At 41.6% G+C, this 17,920-nt stretch carries 12 protein-coding genes; 9 read left to right on the top strand and 3 right to left on the bottom strand.

Annotated elements, in window-relative coordinates; all coding sequences use genetic code 11:
* Positions 1-11: 11 nt before the first annotated feature.
* Complete coding sequence (locus N6H18_RS10585; RefSeq protein ID WP_262308245.1) at positions 12-1,253, bottom strand: metallophosphoesterase; 1,242 nt, start codon at positions 1,251-1,253, stop codon at positions 12-14.
* A gap of 113 nt (positions 1,254-1,366) precedes the next feature.
* Between N6H18_RS10585 and aroB the strand changes: the two genes are divergently transcribed.
* Entirely contained in the window at positions 1,367-2,413 is a 1,047-nt protein-coding gene (aroB, locus tag N6H18_RS10580) for a 3-dehydroquinate synthase (protein WP_262308244.1), read from the top strand.
* Here aroB and N6H18_RS10575 read toward each other — a convergent pair.
* Complete coding sequence (locus tag N6H18_RS10575) at positions 2,406-2,573, bottom strand: hypothetical protein (RefSeq protein ID WP_262308243.1); 168 nt, start codon at positions 2,571-2,573, stop codon at positions 2,406-2,408. The genes aroB and N6H18_RS10575 overlap by 8 nt on opposite strands.
* A 319-nt stretch (positions 2,574-2,892) precedes the next feature.
* Here N6H18_RS10575 and N6H18_RS10570 point away from each other — a divergent pair, with 319 nt between their 5' ends.
* From N6H18_RS10570 to N6H18_RS10550, 5 genes are all read left to right on the top strand, one after another.
* Complete coding sequence (locus N6H18_RS10570) at positions 2,893-4,122, top strand: 3-phosphoshikimate 1-carboxyvinyltransferase (RefSeq protein WP_262308242.1); 1,230 nt, start codon at positions 2,893-2,895, stop codon at positions 4,120-4,122.
* Between the two features lie 23 nt (positions 4,123-4,145).
* A complete protein-coding gene (locus tag N6H18_RS10565; RefSeq protein ID WP_262308241.1) occupies positions 4,146-5,345 on the top strand; it encodes an MFS transporter in 1,200 nt (399 codons plus the stop codon).
* Positions 5,346-5,731: 386 nt separating this feature from the next.
* The gene (locus tag N6H18_RS10560; RefSeq protein ID WP_262308240.1) at positions 5,732-7,924 is read left to right on the top strand and encodes a HAMP domain-containing methyl-accepting chemotaxis protein; all 2,193 of its coding nucleotides are present in this window, start codon (positions 5,732-5,734) and stop codon (positions 7,922-7,924) included.
* A 35-nt stretch (positions 7,925-7,959) separates the two neighbouring features.
* Positions 7,960-8,457: a YfiR family protein gene (locus N6H18_RS10555; RefSeq protein ID WP_262308239.1), complete on the top strand. Its 498-nt coding sequence runs from the start codon at positions 7,960-7,962 to the stop codon at positions 8,455-8,457.
* A 32-nt stretch (positions 8,458-8,489) separates the two neighbouring features.
* Positions 8,490-10,871 carry a TonB-dependent receptor plug domain-containing protein gene (locus tag N6H18_RS10550; RefSeq protein ID WP_262308238.1) on the top strand — a complete coding sequence of 794 codons (2,382 nt, stop codon included), beginning with the start codon at positions 8,490-8,492 and terminating at the stop codon, positions 10,869-10,871.
* A gap of 67 nt (positions 10,872-10,938) precedes the next feature.
* Here the strand turns inward: N6H18_RS10550 and N6H18_RS10545 are convergent, their stop codons facing one another.
* Positions 10,939-11,793: a PstS family phosphate ABC transporter substrate-binding protein gene (locus N6H18_RS10545; RefSeq protein ID WP_262308237.1), complete on the bottom strand. Its 855-nt coding sequence runs from the start codon at positions 11,791-11,793 to the stop codon at positions 10,939-10,941.
* A gap of 237 nt (positions 11,794-12,030) precedes the next feature.
* Between N6H18_RS10545 and N6H18_RS10540 the strand changes: the two genes are divergently transcribed.
* From N6H18_RS10540 to N6H18_RS10530, 3 genes are all read left to right on the top strand, one after another.
* A complete protein-coding gene (locus N6H18_RS10540; protein ID WP_262308236.1) occupies positions 12,031-14,286 on the top strand; it encodes a TonB-dependent receptor in 2,256 nt (751 codons plus the stop codon).
* Between the two features lie 414 nt (positions 14,287-14,700).
* The gene (locus N6H18_RS10535; RefSeq protein WP_262308235.1) at positions 14,701-15,396 is read left to right on the top strand and encodes an ABC transporter ATP-binding protein; all 696 of its coding nucleotides are present in this window, start codon (positions 14,701-14,703) and stop codon (positions 15,394-15,396) included.
* A 14-nt stretch (positions 15,397-15,410) separates the two neighbouring features.
* Positions 15,411-17,918, top strand: coding sequence for a TonB-dependent receptor (locus tag N6H18_RS10530; RefSeq protein ID WP_262308234.1), 2,508 nt, complete (start codon positions 15,411-15,413; stop codon positions 17,916-17,918).
* Positions 17,919-17,920: the final 2 nt, after the last annotated feature.

Here is a 17,920-nt window from a genome sequence, read left to right as displayed (position 1 = left end):
CTCCTTACCCCCTAAGCTCGCTTCAATTCTAGCATGGTGATTTCTGGCAGGATACCAATTCGTCCGGGATAACCCAAAAATCCAAATCCACGGTTGACATACAGGTATTGATCGCCTTCTTGGTACAGATCCGCCCATTGCTTGTAGAGGTATTGTGAGGGACTCCATCTGAAATCCCCGATCTCTACTCCAAACTGAAACCCGTGTGTATGTCCCGACAATGTCAAATCTATGTCGCCAAAATCGGGTCTCACCTGCGCATCCCAATGACTCGGATCGTGAGACAACAATATCTTGGTATCGGCTTCTACATTTTGATGGGCTTTTGCCAGATCTCCGTACTTGGCAAAACGCCCTTTTCCCCAATTTTCAATCCCAATCAAAGCCAATCGCTCACCATCTACTTCAACATAGCGATGCTCGTTGAGCAGAATATCCCAGCCCATATTTTTGTGCGTTTGAATCAAATCTTGGAGATTTTTCTGCTTGGCGCTTGGTGATGTCCATTGCTTGTAGTCTCCATAATCGTGGTTGCCTAATACAGAAAATTGCCCCAAAGGTGCTTTCGCTTTGGAGAAAATATCCACGTACTCTGCTACTTCTCTTGACTCATTGTTGACCAGATCTCCTGTGAATAGAAACAAGTCAGGTTTCTCAGCCAGCATCAAATCGACACCTCCTTTCACCGCTCGTTTGTTGTAGAAACTGCCGCTATGGATGTCTGACAACTGTGCGATTTTGATTCCATCAAATGCTTTGGGGAGGTTTTTCAAAGTGATGGTTCTACGCCTGACTCTGTAGTCATAGGCACCAGACACGATCCCAAACCCCATCACCGCCACTGGAATTGCTCCGGCAACAATTGCCGATTTGGCTAAAAATTCCGATCGCGTGATCCCTTCAGCTGCTTGAGTTACTGCGCCATTGTTGACAATGCCTCGGTAGGTGTATTTCCCAAATCGAATTATGTCATCAAAGAAAACGACAATCCCAGCCAAGAGTTTGAACACCAAATTCATCACAATGCCTGTAGCTACGAAATTTCTGATGGTCGCCAATTCGAAAGTATCAAGTAGGTTCCAAGATAGCAATCCAATGATAGACAGCAAAGTCAGTGACCAATACAAGAGATAAATGGTAGTTCGAAATAGTGTAGACTGCCCTTGAGACAAAAGTCGAATCGCTTGAAAAACATAATAATCGAGGGCAACGAATGCCAAGAACAAGAAAAACAAAAACACCAATCTATTCATAAGTCACACTTTACGGCATAAGCTGTAAGTTGTTTGGAAGTAATTGGGTCAATTTTGGCTCATCCATTTGACAATTGGGATTCGGTGTTAACTTTGCCGCTCAATTACAGACGATGAAAAACCACAACACCGAAGTAACCACAGACATCAATCAAAGTATCACTGCCTTTCTATCCACCAGAAAATACAGCCAAATCGCTGTACTGGTCGACGAAAACACAGAAAAGCACTGCCTCCCCAAGATTCTAGATGCTCTACCTGAGCACTTCTTGATATCGATCCCTAGTGGCGAGGACAACAAAAATCTAGATACTTGCGAGCAAGTCTGGCTCGCATTGACTGAAGCAGGTTTCGACAGAAAAGCTCTCTTGATCAATCTCGGCGGTGGTGTGATCGGAGACATGGGTGGTTTTGTGGCTAGTACTTATAAAAGAGGCTTTGATTTTCTTAATATCCCAACTACCCTACTCTCGCAGGTAGATGCTAGTGTGGGAGGTAAACTAGGTATAGATTTTCATGGGTTCAAAAATCATATCGGCATTTTCTGCCAACCTGAGAATGTACTGATCTACACGGACTTTTATAAAACATTGCCTCAAGCGGAGATCAGGTCAGGATTTGCAGAGGTCATCAAACATGGGTTGATCTATGATGCCAAATATTGGGAAGAAATCAAAACGATTGATCCATTTGATCATGATTGGACAGCCATCGTGTCTCATTCGATAGCAATCAAAAAGAAAGTCGTGATTGAAGATCCCTTTGAATCGGGACTAAGAAAAATCCTGAATTTTGGTCACACCATCGGTCATGCCATCGAATCTCATTTTCTGGAAATCCCAGGCGAAAGACTGCTTCATGGAGAAGCGATCGCTTTGGGAATGATATGCGAAGCATACCTGTCGTATAAATTCACAGGGCTGAGTCAAGAACAATTGGATGAAATCACTGATTTTTTGATCCAGGTGTATGAGCCCAAGGCTATTGATCCGAAATTGTTTGATGAGATATTGGCACTGACTATGCAAGACAAGAAAAACGAGGGAGGTGTGGTACAGTTCAGCTTGCTCAACGAAATAGGAAAATGTGCTATCAACATACCGATAGGGATACCAGATATGATTGATAGCATGTTTTACGTCAATGAACGCATCAAATAAACATGCGCTCTTGCTTCTTTTTAGAGTCGCTCGGTTCTACCTTCTTGGCAGATTTGTCGCCTCTGATCATCGTGTACGTCGCGTATCCCAGTACCGTAGCGGTCAATCCTGCGATCAGCGTCGGAACGATGCTTTTCTGTTTTCTGTCCTTTTTTTTCATACTCTTAAACATTTACCATTCACCACCTTTGAGCCAGTGCTTGCTTCCTGTTAAACGCAAAGCTCATCGAACTGTTAGAATAAGAATGCGCCTTTTGAACTATTTATTTTCTCAAATGCGAAAATATTTTCCATCAAATTTGAAAGGCAATACTGTTTCTTTCTTTCATCCTATATTTCTATCCTCAAGGCGTTTAAGCGTAGTTTTGCAGGGATAAAAATCTACTCGCCAAAAACATTCTTTGTTCAATTTCCCATGGTGTAGATGGGTGCTCTATGATTTTCGAATTAATATTGCCGAATATATAGACGTGTACAAAATGAGTGAATCGATAAATCTCGCAAAACATCAATCCAAACTATCATTAACCGTGCCTTTGACCTCTTCCAAGAGCGAGAGCAACAGAGCATTATTGATCAAAAAACTAGGAGGAGACCTAGCACAACTAGACAACCTATCTACTGCGAGAGATACCGTCACCATGGAGCGACTACTTTCTTCGTCAGACGAAACCTTGGACGTACTGGATGCAGGCACTGTGATGAGATTTATGACTGCCTACTTGGCTACTGGTTCGGAGAAAAAAATCATCACTGGTACACCTCGCATGTGTCTGCGACCTATCAAGATATTGGTCGAAGCACTCAACCAACTCGGTGCGCAGATAACCTATCTGGGAGAAGAAGGATTTCCTCCGTTGGAGTTCCAGCCTTTTGCCAAACAAAAAACTGCTAGTCTGACCATCCCTGGCAACATCAGCAGCCAGTACATCTCTGCTTTGCTCATGATTGCTCCTACCTTGCCAGACGGACTAACCATCACCCTAGAAGGCGAAATCTACAGCAGACCTTACATAGAAATGACTTTGAATCTGATGAAACGATTTGGAGTAGAAGGCCAATTTGAAGGACAAACCATCACAGTAAAAAACCAACCATACCAAAGCAACAGCTACACCATCGAATCGGATTGGTCAGGAGCCAGCTATTGGTACAGTATGGTTGCACTAGCCAGCGACGCAGAAGTCACGCTGACAGGCTTGCGGGAGCAATCCAACCAAGGAGATAGTGCCATCGCCCAGATCATGGAAGGCATCGGTGTAAAATCCGAATTCAAAGACAACGCAGTATTATTGACCAAATGTGATCAAAAAGATCATCTGGTTATTGATTTCAAATCCTGTCCAGATTTGGCACAGACGGTATTCGTATGTGCTGCGATCAAAGGCGTAAGCCTAGAAATGACAGGACTGGAAAGCCTCAGAATCAAAGAAACCGACAGAACAGCCGCCATGGCAACTGAATTACACAAATTGGGTGCGAAACTGGAGGAAACCAAGCCTGGCACTTGGATATTGACTCCTGCTCCTGCAGGATACTCTATCACAGAGCCGTTGGCGTTTGACACCTATGACGATCACCGCATGGCAATGGCTTTGGCTCCTGTATGTATGTATCATGACGTCATCATACATGAACCTGATGTAGTGGTCAAATCCTATCCAGAATATTGGGATCACTTGAAACTAGCTGGGATTAAAATCTCCTAATCTTTGAACCAATCAAGACGAAGATGACAGAAACAAACTCAAGCGCCCACAATGAAAAGAGAGTGCTTGTCATCATTGTCATCTCTCAGTTCCTATGTACGTCGATCTGGTTTGCTAGCAATGCGGTCATCGACCAACTAGTAACAGTGTATGGGTTTGCAGATGATTCGCTCAGCGTACTGACTTCTGCGGTTCAGTTTGGTTTCATCGTTGGAACCTTGACTTACGCCCTGTTCAATCTGACAGACCAGTACTCTCCAAGCAAAGTATTCCTACTAAGCGCTGTATTGGGAGCCCTATTCAATGTGATGATCACTGTCATTGACCCTAACCTTTTGGGATTTGCAGGGTTGCGGTTTTTTGTCGGATTCTTTTTGGCAGGCATCTATCCAGTAGGAATGAAAATTGCCGCTGATTATTTCAAAAATGGATTGGGACATTCATTAGGTCTATTGGTGGGGGCGTTGGTCATAGGCACTGCGCTACCTCATCTGCTAAGGGGTACATTTCAGGCGTTGGATTGGCAGCTTGTGTTCATCGTTACCTCCATGTTATGCACCACAGGAGGTCTTTTGATCTATTGGCTAGTACCAGATGGGCCTTACCGAAACCCTGCCAAAAAAATTGAACTTGGACGTTTCTTAGATATTTTCAAAAACAAACAATTTAGATCCGCAGCGATAGGTTATTTTGGACACATGTGGGAGCTCTATACTTTTTGGGCTTTCGTTCCCTTGATCATCCAGCATTTCCAAATACAACATCCAAAAACTACCCTCCCACTCAATCCAGCCTTCTTAGCATTTCTGATCATTGCAGTGGGAGCACTGGCATGCTATCTATCTGGTCGACTCTCGCAGCGCTTCGCTCCCCAAAAAATAGCCTATCTTAGTTTGTTTGGTTCGATGCTCTGTTGCATCATGACGCCTTGGCTATTGATGGTTGATGAGTTCTTCATCCTCTATGTATTTCTACTCCTCTGGGGTATACTTGTCGTGGCAGATTCTCCCATGTTTTCTACATTGGTAGCACACAGTGCGCCTGCAGATCTCAAAGGGAGTGCCTTAACATTGGTCAATTGTATTGGATTTGGTCTAACCATTGTAAGTATTCAGATGATCAACTGGTTGAGTGAAGTCGTAAATTTTGAATTAGCACTTTCATTTCTAGCGATAGGTCCATTTCTAGCTTTGATCAACCATCTATGTATCAAAAATAGGTAATTCTCTTAAAAATAAGAGAACGAATGAAATTGAGTTATTTTGTCGATTTGAATGTGATTTATTAAAGCTTTGAAACAAACACTTGAATTATATTCCTATTTTTAAGCTATCTTAAAATTGAAGTGCAGTATCTGAAGAATCTTGAAAAAATATTTCATAAAAAGCCTTCCAAGAACTCATTTCAAACCATATTTAGCAACATCTCATTCATACAACCCAGCTATGTATTTGTCTAGGCAAAAACACTGAGATAAAAAATATGTGATTTAACCAATTGACTTACATAACAAGGCACAGCTACTTTTGCATTGTATTTGACTCAAAACAAGAATCAGGTATCAAGGTAGGAAGCCAATTTTTAATTTATTTAGCATCCATCCAGAATAATGAAAGACCAAAAAACCAATACCTACTTAACCATGAATAAATTCAAGCAATTTATTTCTTCTTTGAACTTTTCGATTGGCGGCAAAATTCGTTTGAGTTTTCTAGTATTGATTCTCGTGATCGTATTCAACGTGATCTATACTTCCCTGACGCTAAGTACGAGTATCAATGTACTGAATACCATATCACAAGATGTCAACCCTACGCTCAAGACATTAGGAGATTTTAATCAGTTAATCAAAGATGCTAAAGCTTACAGTACCAACTGGGTATACATCAGTACCTACGAAAAAGACAAAGAAAAGCTCCAAGAGATACACAACACTGTCTATCCAGAGCAGAAAACAAAAATATTATCAATGATCGACCAGTTAGAGCTGGAGGAAGAGAGAATGGAAATCACGTCGATCATTGATTCTTTTGATGCCATACTCACAGATCAAAAGACTATCATGGAAACGCTCCAGTCTGCACTAGATTATGAAGACCCAATGATGGTTTTCATCTGCGAAGACCTCATCGAAAGCAACATCATCCCTCAAAGTGACGAATTGATCGATAGACTGGATGCTACGATCAAGATCAAAAATGAGCAATCAGACATGCTCAAAGAAACCATGCAGTCTTCCTTTGGAGACTTGAGAACTACAATCATCGTACTAGGTATCATTGCAGCGGTATTTGCATTTTTGATCTCGAATTGGTTGTCTAGGAACATCACGATTCCGATCAAATTCCTTCAAGATAAAATTGGACAAATCCAGTTGGGTAAGATTCCAGAAAAAATTTCTATCCAAAACAAGGATGAAATCGGTGTGATGAGCATGGGCATCAACTCGCTCATCGATGGTTTCAAATCATCTTCTCAGTTTGCCAGCCAGATTGGAAAAGGTAACCTCAAAGCTGAATTCACGGCGCTGAGCCATGAAGATGTCTTGGGCAATGCACTCCTATCTATGAGAGACAATCTCTCTTTGGTGATCAATGACACCAATGAAGTAGTAAGATTGGCTGGTCAGGAAGGTAAACTGGGTTCTAGAATCAATGTCGATGACAAAGAGGGAGCTTGGAACGATTTGGCACAAGCTGTCAATGACCTTCTTGTTTCCTTTGCTACACCTATTCTGGAAGTCAACAAAATCGTCGCTGCCACTGCCGAAGGCGACTTGACGCACAGGTTTACGGGAGAAAGTCATGGAGACATCAAAATATTGGTAGACAGCCTCAACAAGGCCTCTGAAAATCTCAATACACTCATCCGAAATATTGTTACCAATGCCAACATCGTAGAGAGTTCTTCGATCGAAATGCTAGGAGCAAGTGAGGAAATGAGTTCGAATACGGATGAAATCGCCTCTGCGATCTCACAAATGAGTTCGGGCGCCCAAAATCAAGTAGTCAAAGTAGACGAAGCATCTACCCTAGTAGAAAACATCTTGGCATCTGCTACTCAAATGGGTACCAAGGCGGAAACCATCAATGAAGCAGCAAAGTCTAGTGTGACAAAAAGTGAACGTGGTAGAATCGTGATTGAAAACATCGGAAATGCGATGAAAGAGATTGCAACCTACTCCAGAGAAACATACGACTCCATTAAAATATTGACACAGCGCTCTACAGAGATATCACGGGTCTTGGGTGTCATTACCGACATTGCTTCACAAACCAACCTGCTAGCCCTCAATGCAGCGATAGAAGCTGCACAAGCAGGTGATGCAGGACGAGGCTTTGCGGTTGTAGCTGAAGAAATCAGAAAATTGGCTGAGGATTCTAGAAAATCAGCTCAAGAGATCGAGAAATTGGTCGATGATGTAAAATCTGATACGCAACAAGCTTCTAAAGTGATGGAAACCATGACCAAGAGTGTAACGACTGGTTCTGAAGCATCAACAGAGGCCTCCATTGCCTTCAGAGAAATTGCCGAATCTACTAACCAATCACTTGCCTTGTCTGAAGACATTGTCAACGCTACCAAACTACAATCAGTAGATATCACACAAGTAGTGACCATCACTGAGTCAGTAGTCGTCATAGCGGAGCAAACTGCAGCAGGTACAGAAGAAGTAGCCTCTTCTGCAACAGAATTGTCTAGTGGTATGACCAATTACAATCAGAAGTCCGAACAATTAACCAAAGTGGCAGCGTCTCTTAAAGAGTATGCTGGCCAGTTCAAATTACAAGATAAAGTTTAATCCAAATCATTCAGCCAACTAAAGTGTACATCAATATGAAAAAAACATTTATAATATCTGCATTGCTACTTTCTATCGCATGTTTGGGCAACCAGGCCTTTGCACAAGAGAGTAAGTTTAAGGCATTGTTTATCTACAAATTTGCTGAATATGTACAGTGGCCAACTTCGCCAACAGTCTTGACTGTAGGAATTGTAGGTACCAGTGATGTCAAAGAAAAATTGGCAAGTTTTGCTGAAACCAAAGGTGGTTTAGAGGTAATCTCTATCAAATCTGCCTCTGATGCAGCCAAGTGCCACATGCTATATGTGCCAGAGTCTGAAGAAAAAAACCTTAGTCTTTACACCTCTTTCATAAACAAGAAAAGCATCCTACTTGTATCAGATAATAGCTCTAAAGTGGGCAAAGGCGCCGATATCGGATTCTATCTTGAAGATGGGAAACTGAGATTCAAAATCGATAAAAACAACATCGAGTCCAAAAAAATGATCCCTAGCTCCAAACTCTTGGCACTAGGACAGTCAATCAATTAAATAATTTAGAAAAACCAAAATCAATCTATATCATGAAAAAGTTAAGTTCAATATTCATATTGAGCCTGTCACTTTACATCCTAAACTCTGGACAAGTATTGGCTCAAGAAAACGAGGACATCCTCGATCTGTCACTGGAAGATCTGATGAACATGGAGGTCACCTCCGTGTCCAAAAAGTCAGAAAGATTACAAGACGTGGCATCAGCCATCTATGTAGTCACTGCTGATGACATCATGAAGTCAGGAGCCACTACCCTACACGAAGTGTTGAGAAATGTACCTGGCTACTGGGGCGTACAGACTTCTTACTCTAATGTATATGCCTCCATGAGAAACTCTCCTACAGATAATACTGATCCAGGAACAGTTCTCTACTTGTTGGATGGAACGCCTATACAAGATTTGATGGGATCCGTATTTTCCTTCCGCAACTTTGACATCCCACTAGATGAGATTGACCGAATCGAAGTGATCAAAGGGTCAGGTGGTACGGTATATGGTGCCAACTCTGCCACTGGCGTGGTGAATATCTTCACCAAGAACCCAGAAAAATATGATGGTGTCAACGTACGTGCAGAAGGCGCAGCTCCAGGTTACGCAGCAGTGTCTGTCAGAGCAGGAGGTAAAATATCAGAAAAAATAGCCGTCTCTGGTTATGCCAAATACCGTTATTTCTCTGGGTGGGAATCCATGGCAGGTAAAGATGAGGATGGAAATGATGTCGCTCTTCAAAATGGAACTACTGACTTCACAGAAAACTATGACGAATCAAACTACTACAGCCTTGGTGCCAAGTTGAATTTTGACGTCACAGAAAAATCAAAATTGTCGGCAAGAGTCCACTTCAATGGGCGCAGAGAAAACATCTACAGCAGTGTCTATGATCAGAATTTTCTACTCACCAGAGATGACAATTTGATACTGAATGAGGTAAACGCCAATCGTACAGTTGCGAATGTCCGGTTTGATCATAACTTCAGTGACAACCATAGCTTATTCGTGAGAGCATCTACCAATATTGAAAACGACTTCTATCCAGTAGGTGGCGGTATGAATATCTCCAACTCTATCTATGATTTTGAGATACAAGACAATGTTTCGTTGGGTCAGTTCAATGATTTGAGTATTGGAGCCAATTACAGGATTGTCAATTTTGATATAAATGACATCAACTCTACCGATTACATCAACTACACCAACCCTCAGACTACAGAGTCAATCAAAGGGGCTTTTGTACAAGACAAAATCAAATTATTGGATGAAAAATTGAACTTTACATTAGGTGTAAAGGCGGAAAACTATTCCTTGGTGAATGACAAATACTATCTGTCACCTATGGCGAAAGTAGCTTTCATCGCCAACAGACATATCACGGTTTGGGGAGGTTTCACCCAATCTTACACCACTCCTGGTTTCAACAACACCAATGTCAACTTGTTTTTGTTCCAAACACCCGATCACGCTACCTGGACGACACTAATTGGTGACCAAGTGACTCAGGGAGTCTATGCTCAAGCCTACCAACAAGCTCTTGACATGGGAGCTGACGATGCTGCGGCTCAATCTGAGGCTACCAACTACATTCAATCAGAAGAAGGGATGGCTGTGATCGATGCACAGGTTACTGAAAACAGTGCACCAAACGTAGCTGTCAAAAATGGAACAGAAACAGTTCCTACCAAGTTTCAAACATGGGAAGTAGGTGTTAAGACCAATTGGGGAGATAAATTCCAATTCAATTCGACCTTCTACAAAACGTACATTACAGATGGTGTAAGTGTCAATCCAGGACAGCAACTATTGACAGATCAGCAGTCTATCACAGACAATCGAATCACAGACTACTACCTCTATGGCAATTATGTGAGTGGTGAAAGCATAGGATTAGAAACTGTCATTAAATATAACCCTTTGCAAGGACTGATTCTAGAGGCATCTCATGCATGGACAGAGACAGACTGGGAATACCAAAAAAACGACGACTTTGACATCAGCGGTGTGACGCAAAACCCCACTCCGGCAACATCATTCATGCCTAAGCACGTTTTTAGGTTCAAGGTTGATTATTCATTTGGACAAGGGTTCAATGCAGTAGCTAGTTTGATTCAAACCTCTACTTTCAAAACAGAGAGCGCTTATTACCTAGAAACAGAAAGATACCCGACACTGATAGAAAATGAGTTATCTCCTGCTACTACTCCTCTACCCACATTGGTGGCTGAAAATGCACCACGCACAATTGTAAACCTGAGAGTAGAAAAGAAATTGTTGGATGAGAAGTTATCCATTTATGTATTTGGTAATGACATTACCAACAGCGGTAAAGTTGCTGATACTGATCATTTGAGATATACAACACTAAGTCAAATTGGTGCCATGTATGGTGCAGGCCTCAACTACAGACTTTTTTAAGAATAGGTTAGGTGGTTTGGAATAGGGTCGAAGCGCAAGTTTCGACCCTTGTTTTTTGCATCAATTCTTACAATGAACTCAAGTTCTCGTGTTTCTTGTTAGAAATCAAGCCATTACTTTCTATGATCATTTGTGCCCTCTCTGATTCCAAATAAGTCAAAAAGGTATTCAGCTTTTCATCTCCGCTACTTTGATAATATATCCTCAATGCACGTCTCAATGGATATTCTCCCTTTCTGATGGTTTTGAATGAAGGAGAAATAAAGAAAGTATCCGCTTCTCTCACCGAAGGCAATTGAAGTTCGTTGACATTCATCGTCACATACGCGAATCCAATGAACCCAATACCTCTTTTGTCTTCGTACACTTTGGTCACGATTTCATTGTTTTCAGAAGCAATCACTGCCTCATGACTCAAAGTATCCAATCCGAAAAATTCTGAAAAATACTTCTGTGTACCAGAATTCTCATTTCTGATGATGGGCAGTATCCTACCAGGTTCTCCTCCCAACTCACTCCAATCCGAAATTTCACCACTGTATATTTTGGTAATCTGTTCATTGGTGAGCTGCTTGATGGGGTTCTTATCATTGTTGATGATGACGATACCATCATATGCTACAATGTGATCTGTGATACCATGATTGGTACCCAACACAGAATCCAAATTGAACTCGTATGATGAGAGACCAATATCAATCTGCTGATCTTTGATCCCCATGAGGCCTGTTCGACTACCTCCTCCATCGATTTCAATAACAATTTTGTCTTGAAATTTCTCAAAATCCTTCTTCAGTGCATTGAATGTTTCATGCATTGATTCACTGCCTTTGACCTTTAATACTGCTTTCTCCTTCTCGCTGCTGACACAAGAAAATAGTAGAATGATTAAAACTGCTGGTAATAGTTTTATTATCCCCATGTTATTATTTGAAATTTAAATTGTAGATGTTTCTGTCTGAAACCGGACGCAAAACAATGAATCAAGGGTCACAAAAGCCCTTCGTATCATATTATCAAAATAAGAATAAATTATTACGCAAAAAGGAAAAACAGTCAGGATATAAAACAATAGCATCTAATTATATTTTTATTTTAATCTTATTATAAATTTAGATTAATCTAAATTTATATATTTGCAAGACTAATTTATCAAATCATGTATTTACGTCTTGTCTGTTTACTTATTGTAGTTTCGTCATATGTCCAAGCACAGCAAAGTCAGCTAGTCATACAGGTGATGGATGGTGTAGTGCCTTTGCCCTTTGTGTCCATTGTTTTCAAAGGCAACTCTACCGTAGGCGGTGCGACCGATAGTAACGGGCAACTGATAATATCTGATATGCCCTATGGGCAGTACCAACTCATCGCATCTATGATCGGATTCCAAACCCATCGTCAATCTATTCTTCTCAATCAAGGAGCTCATATCATCCAGATCCACCTGCAAGAAGCCACTACCTCACTGGATGAAGTAGTCATATCAGGTACCATGAAGGAAATCAGTAAAATGGAAAGTGCAGTACCAGTAGACGTTTATTCACCTCAGTTTTTCAGAGCCAATCCAACTCCCTCCATCTTTGAATCCATGCAAAATGTGAATGGTGTCCGGCCTCAAATCAACTGTAACGTCTGCAATACAGGAGACATTCATATCAACGGTCTCGAAGGTCCCTACACCATGGTACTCATCGACGGTATGCCTATCGTAAGTGGTCTATCCACTGTATATGGTCTCACTGGCATACCTCAATCACTCATCGAAAGAATAGAAATAGTCAAAGGTCCAGCTTCCACGCTGTACGGATCAGAAGCAGTCGGTGGACTCATCAATCTCATCACCAAACAACCAGACAATGTCCCAATGGTATCAACCGATATATTCGCTACCACATGGGGCGAACTAAATACGGATGTAGGGGTCAAATTTAAACTCTCCCCCAAAGTACACTCCTTGCTAGGTATCAATTATTTCTACTATCAGAACCCAATTGATAACAATGGCGATAACTTCACTGACATCACTTTGCAAAATCGTGTCTCGGTATTCAACAAGTGGACGATAAACAGAGCGCAGCAGCGGCAATTTTCAGTAGCTGCCAGGTATGTCTACGAAGATCGATGGGGTGGTGAAATGCAATGGACACCAGAGGACAGAGGTGGAGATCAGGTTTATGGAGAGAGTATTTATACCCGACGATGGGAAGCCTTCGGTACTTACCAATTACCTACTCAAGAAATCATCAAGTACCAGTTTAGTACCAATGGTCACCACCAAGATTCCTATTACGGGGATTTATCATTTCGGGCTCAGCAAAGTATTTTATTCAATCAATTGACATGGTACAAAACGGTCGGAAATCACCATGATGTGCTAGTGGGAGCAGCCTACAGGTACACCTACTACAATGACAACACCACGGCAACTATGGAGCGGTCGATCACACACTTGCCAGGTGTATTCGTTCAGGATGAAATTTCTATCAACAATCAAAACAAGATTTTGATCGGCTCACGATTCGATTACAACTCAATACATGGCAGCATCATCACTCCCCGACTGAATTACAAGTGGAATACACAAGACAAAAAGACCGTCGTCCGATTAAGTGTAGGTAACGGATACCGTGTAGCCAATGTATTCACTGAGGATCATGCAGCACTAACAGGTGCCAGAGACGTAGTGTTCACGGAAGAACTGAAACCCGAGCAATCATGGAATAGCAACCTCAATCTCGTCAAGAAATTCTTAACACCAAACGGAACCTATATTGGAGTGGATGCCAGTATATTCTACACCTATTTCAATAACCGCATCGTGCCAGACTATGATAGCAATCCCAATCAAATCATCTATGCCAACCTAGACGGATCAGCTACGTCCAAAGGCATATCTTCCAATTTTGACATCTCATGGTCCGGAGGACTGAAGGCGCTCATAGGATTAACTGTGATGGATGTCACATTGACAGAAGAGGGAGAAAAAGTCAGGCAACTATTGACCGAAAGAGTATCAGGTGTTTGGAGCATCGGTTACACTTTTGGAGCCTCTCTCCTATCCATAGATTATACTGGTAACCTGTATGGTCCCATGAGGCTACCTCTGCTGGGTGAAGGAGACAACAGACCCGAATACTCACCATGGTACAGCATCCAAAATATTCAGATCTCCAAAAAATTCGTCAATGGCTTAGAAATCTATGGAGGTATCAAGAACCTACTCAATTTTACTCCCCCTGCCAACAGTATAGCCAGGGCGCATGATCCCTTTGATCAACAAGTAATATCTGATCAAAATGGTCAGGTGATACCCACTGCCGAAAATCCACACGCATTGACTTTCGATCCCTCCTATGTATATGCTCCCAATCAAGGAATCAGAGGATTTTTCGGTCTAAGATATCACGTGTATTGAAGAGCCGCACCAATTGCCCTCCAGTGAAAACAACAGAAAAACATCACCTAGGAATCAATGTTGAATTAAACATTTTACAACCCCTGATAATTAGTTGTCCTTCCTAAATCTTAGAGAGTTCCACACTTATGCAGAGATCTATTCAGAAATAATAAATGTTTATTAAACGCAATAATAGTGCGTTTAATAAACATTTATATATTTGCAACATTGTTGCGTTTAAGAATACTCCAGGCTGTCGCTTATCTGGTTGCTACTCTTTAGAATATTATAGAAGTGGTAATGATTAGGAGAAGTATAGAGATGATCTGAATGATAAAATTTATTGAACATATAAATATCAAATCGGCAACATTCTAATACCCACAGAAACTATATCTCAGATGTTGAACAATTTAGTTAAATGTATATATCATGCTAGAAGCAATTAATCTTAACAAACAATACGGGGCATTTACCGCTCTGAAAGGTTTAAATCTAAAAATTGAACCTGGAGAAGTTTTTTGTCTGCTGGGACAAAATGGTGCTGGCAAAACAACTACCATCAACCTATTCCTTGGCTTTTTAGAAGCTACCCACGGAAAGGCACTGATCAACAATGTAGAAGTGAAACACAACAGTGAAACTACTAACAAGATGATTGCTTACATACCAGAAGTCGTGCAACTCTACGGCAATCTATCAGGAATCGAAAACCTAGATTTCTTTAGCCGACTGGCGGGTTACGCCTATTCCCCGACGGACTTAGGAGGATTCCTCAACAGAGTAGGTTTGGTCACAGAGGTTCATTCCAAGAAATTATCCACCTACTCAAAAGGTATGAGACAAAAGGTAGGGGTGGCGATTGCTTTGGCCAAAAACGCAAAGGCCATTTTTATGGACGAGCCTACGTCTGGTTTGGATCCAAAAGCCACCGCAGAATTTACAGCTATTTGCAAAGACCTAGCTGCGAGTGGGAAGGCCATCTTTATGGCCACACATGACATTTTCAATGCCGTGGAGATAGGAACTCGGATTGGTATTATGAAAGAAGGTGAGTTGGTATATGATGTCTCTACTACTGAGATCAATGCCAATGAATTACAAGAGTTGTATCTAAAAACTATTTGATCTTAAACATTTCCATGAAACTAAAATTTGTACTTACTATATCCATAATTATCCTTTTCTATCGTCACTCCAACGGACAAGCCATCATCACGGGCAAGGTGGTAGATATGTCACAAAACACCATCCCGGGAGCGACCGTCTCTGTAAAGAGTCAAGATAACCAACAAGGCGTAATTACCAGTTCAACAGGTGAGTTTGAAATTGACCTTGTCAAAGCAGGAGTGTATCAACTAGAAGTCAGATTTATAGGCTTTAAAACTTATATCAATCGCTATGAATTTGCTGAAGACAAGACCTACGACCTTGGTGACATACTGTTGACAGAGCATAGCCAGGAGTTGCAAACCGTAGAAGTGATAGGGCGAATGCAGCAAGACTATAACAGTGATTACTCCTTTTCTGCCACCAAAACATCCATAAAAAACAAAGATTTACCCCAGTCTCTATCCACCATCACCAAAGAACTCATCTCTGATAGACAAGCATTTCGATTGGCAGATGCCGTGAAGATCGTGAGTGGTGTCTCTCCTTCTAGTGTGTACAACCAATACAACATTCGAGGAATAAGCCAAAACGAGGAAGGGCAAATAGTAAATGGAATGCGTACCCGACAGTATTATTTCTTGCAGCCCATAACCTCCAATATCGAGCGGGTAGAGGTGTTGAAAGGACCCGCTTCTGTTACATTTTCCAGTGTTGATCCAGGAGGCAGTATCAATATGGTGACAAAAAAGCCTCTAATTGAGGATCGAAAAGAAGTAAGTATGAGTGCGGGCAGTTTTAGTACGATCAGAGGGACAGTTGATTTTACAGGGCCACTCAACGAATCCAAAACATTGCTTTATAGATTGAATGCAGCCATGCAGGAAGGTCAATCTTACAGGGATTTGGTCGAAAACAATGCGCTGCTTTTTTCACCTTCCATCAGTTACATCCCCAATGATCAAACGGCTGTAAATGTCGAAATGATTTATAGTAATAACGATGGTACGTTAGATCGTGGACAGCCAATATTTGGTGCCACAGCAGGGACTACTGACCTCAACAGTACACCTATTGGATTGAATTTGGGTGCTACCAATGATTATTTCAAATCAAAACAACTCATCATTACGACCAGCTTGGCTCACAAGTTTACTGATCATCTTAGTTTCAATGCCACATACATGAAGCAGACTTGGACAGAGGACTTGCAAGAGCATCGTACGACCAACGGTTTTGCGGTAGATATTAACAATCAGCCCATTACAAGCATGGCAGCTATGCGCTATGTACAAAGGCAACAGTTCTGGAATGTTGATAACTTCAACTCCTATTTCAACATTGATTTTAAGACTGGATCGATCAGCAACAAACTATTAGTAGGCTATGATTTGAGTCGATGGCACAAGACCAAAGGAGGAGGGCAAAATTCGGCAAGAGGGTATTTATTGAACGATGGTACTGTAACCAATGCCTTTGATCCTGACAATGCGGCAAATTATCAAACCGAGACTGTGAATGGAGTCATTATGCCTAAACCGAATGTTGAGCATTTTGATCTCAACAACCCCAATTACACCATCAAGAATGTAGAAGATTATGTCATCAACTCAAGGATCGCGGTACCTTCTGCTCTCACAACTACTCATGCCATTTATATCCAAGAGCAATTGAAAATCGGGAAATTTGCTGCATTGTTAAGTTTGCGACAGGAGTGGTTCGAAGACATCACCAACTTTGATGCGCCCAATGAAGCAAGTTTTACCAATACTGCTCTGATTCCTCGGGTAGGCATTACTTACGAAGTGACCAAAAACATCAATGCGTATGCTACCTACCTTCAAGGCTATCAACCCCAGTCCAATACTGTGTCACTGATGCCAAGTACCTCAGCATTTTTCTGGGATCCAAATTCCCCTGCACGGTTTGAGCCACTCATCAGTGATCTAAAGGAAATTGGAGCAAAAGGGTCGTTTCTCAATAACAGCATCACGATGACTGTGTCGGTTTATGAAATCAACCAGAAAAACATCTTGATGAATGCTAATCTGCCCTGTTATCCAGATTCATTGGTGCAACGTGGAGCTGACAGAAGTCGTGGTTTCGAGTGGGAATTGGCGGGTTACATCTCTCCAAACTGGCAGGTCAATGCTTCATATAGTTACATAGATGCCCGCATCGTAGAAGATCAGGATAACAGCTTAAATGGTGAACGCAAGGAAAACACACCCACAAATAGCGCAAATCTGTGGACACGCTACAATTTTTCTCCCAACAGTCCTTTGAAGAGTTTAGGACTTGGTTTGGGAGTGCAGTACAGTGGGGACAAAATCCCATGGTTTACACGAGATTTTACTGTCCCAAGCTATACGATTATGGATATGGCATTGTACTATAATCCTACAAAAACCAACATGCAATTGGCCTTGAATGTCAACAATGTGCTAGATACTACCTACTGGATTGGAGCACAAAACTATTTGAGATTGTTTCCTGGAGCGCCTCGTAATTTCATGTTAACAGCCACATACAATTTTTAAGC

Origin of the sequence: Reichenbachiella agarivorans, assembly GCF_025502585.1 — a bacterium.
Taxonomy (GTDB): Bacteria; Bacteroidota; Bacteroidia; order Cytophagales; family Cyclobacteriaceae; genus Reichenbachiella; species Reichenbachiella agarivorans.
Note: the sequence above shows the minus strand (reverse complement) of the source record. Positions and strands in the feature narration are given on the sequence as shown.

Bases quoted from the DNA above. Each gene is read 5' to 3' on its own strand.
- N6H18_RS10550 (WP_262308238.1), top strand. From the start codon at position 8,490: ATGAAAAAGTTAAGTTCAATATTCATATTGAGCCTGTCACTTTACATC.
- N6H18_RS10530 (WP_262308234.1), top strand. From the start codon at position 15,411: ATGAAACTAAAATTTGTACTTACTATATCCATAATTATCCTTTTCTAT.
- N6H18_RS10585 (WP_262308245.1), bottom strand. From the start codon at position 1,253: ATGAATAGATTGGTGTTTTTGTTTTTCTTGTTCTTGGCATTCGTTGCC.
- N6H18_RS10560 (WP_262308240.1), top strand. From the start codon at position 5,732: ATGAAAGACCAAAAAACCAATACCTACTTAACCATGAATAAATTCAAG.
- aroB (WP_262308244.1), top strand. From the start codon at position 1,367: ATGAAAAACCACAACACCGAAGTAACCACAGACATCAATCAAAGTATC.
- N6H18_RS10540 (WP_262308236.1), top strand. From the start codon at position 12,031: ATGTATTTACGTCTTGTCTGTTTACTTATTGTAGTTTCGTCATATGTC.
- N6H18_RS10565 (WP_262308241.1), top strand. From the start codon at position 4,146: ATGACAGAAACAAACTCAAGCGCCCACAATGAAAAGAGAGTGCTTGTC.
- N6H18_RS10570 (WP_262308242.1), top strand. From the start codon at position 2,893: ATGAGTGAATCGATAAATCTCGCAAAACATCAATCCAAACTATCATTA.
- N6H18_RS10545 (WP_262308237.1), bottom strand. From the start codon at position 11,793: ATGGGGATAATAAAACTATTACCAGCAGTTTTAATCATTCTACTATTT.
- N6H18_RS10575 (WP_262308243.1), bottom strand. From the start codon at position 2,573: ATGAAAAAAAAGGACAGAAAACAGAAAAGCATCGTTCCGACGCTGATC.
- N6H18_RS10555 (WP_262308239.1), top strand. From the start codon at position 7,960: ATGAAAAAAACATTTATAATATCTGCATTGCTACTTTCTATCGCATGT.
- N6H18_RS10535 (WP_262308235.1), top strand. From the start codon at position 14,701: ATGCTAGAAGCAATTAATCTTAACAAACAATACGGGGCATTTACCGCT.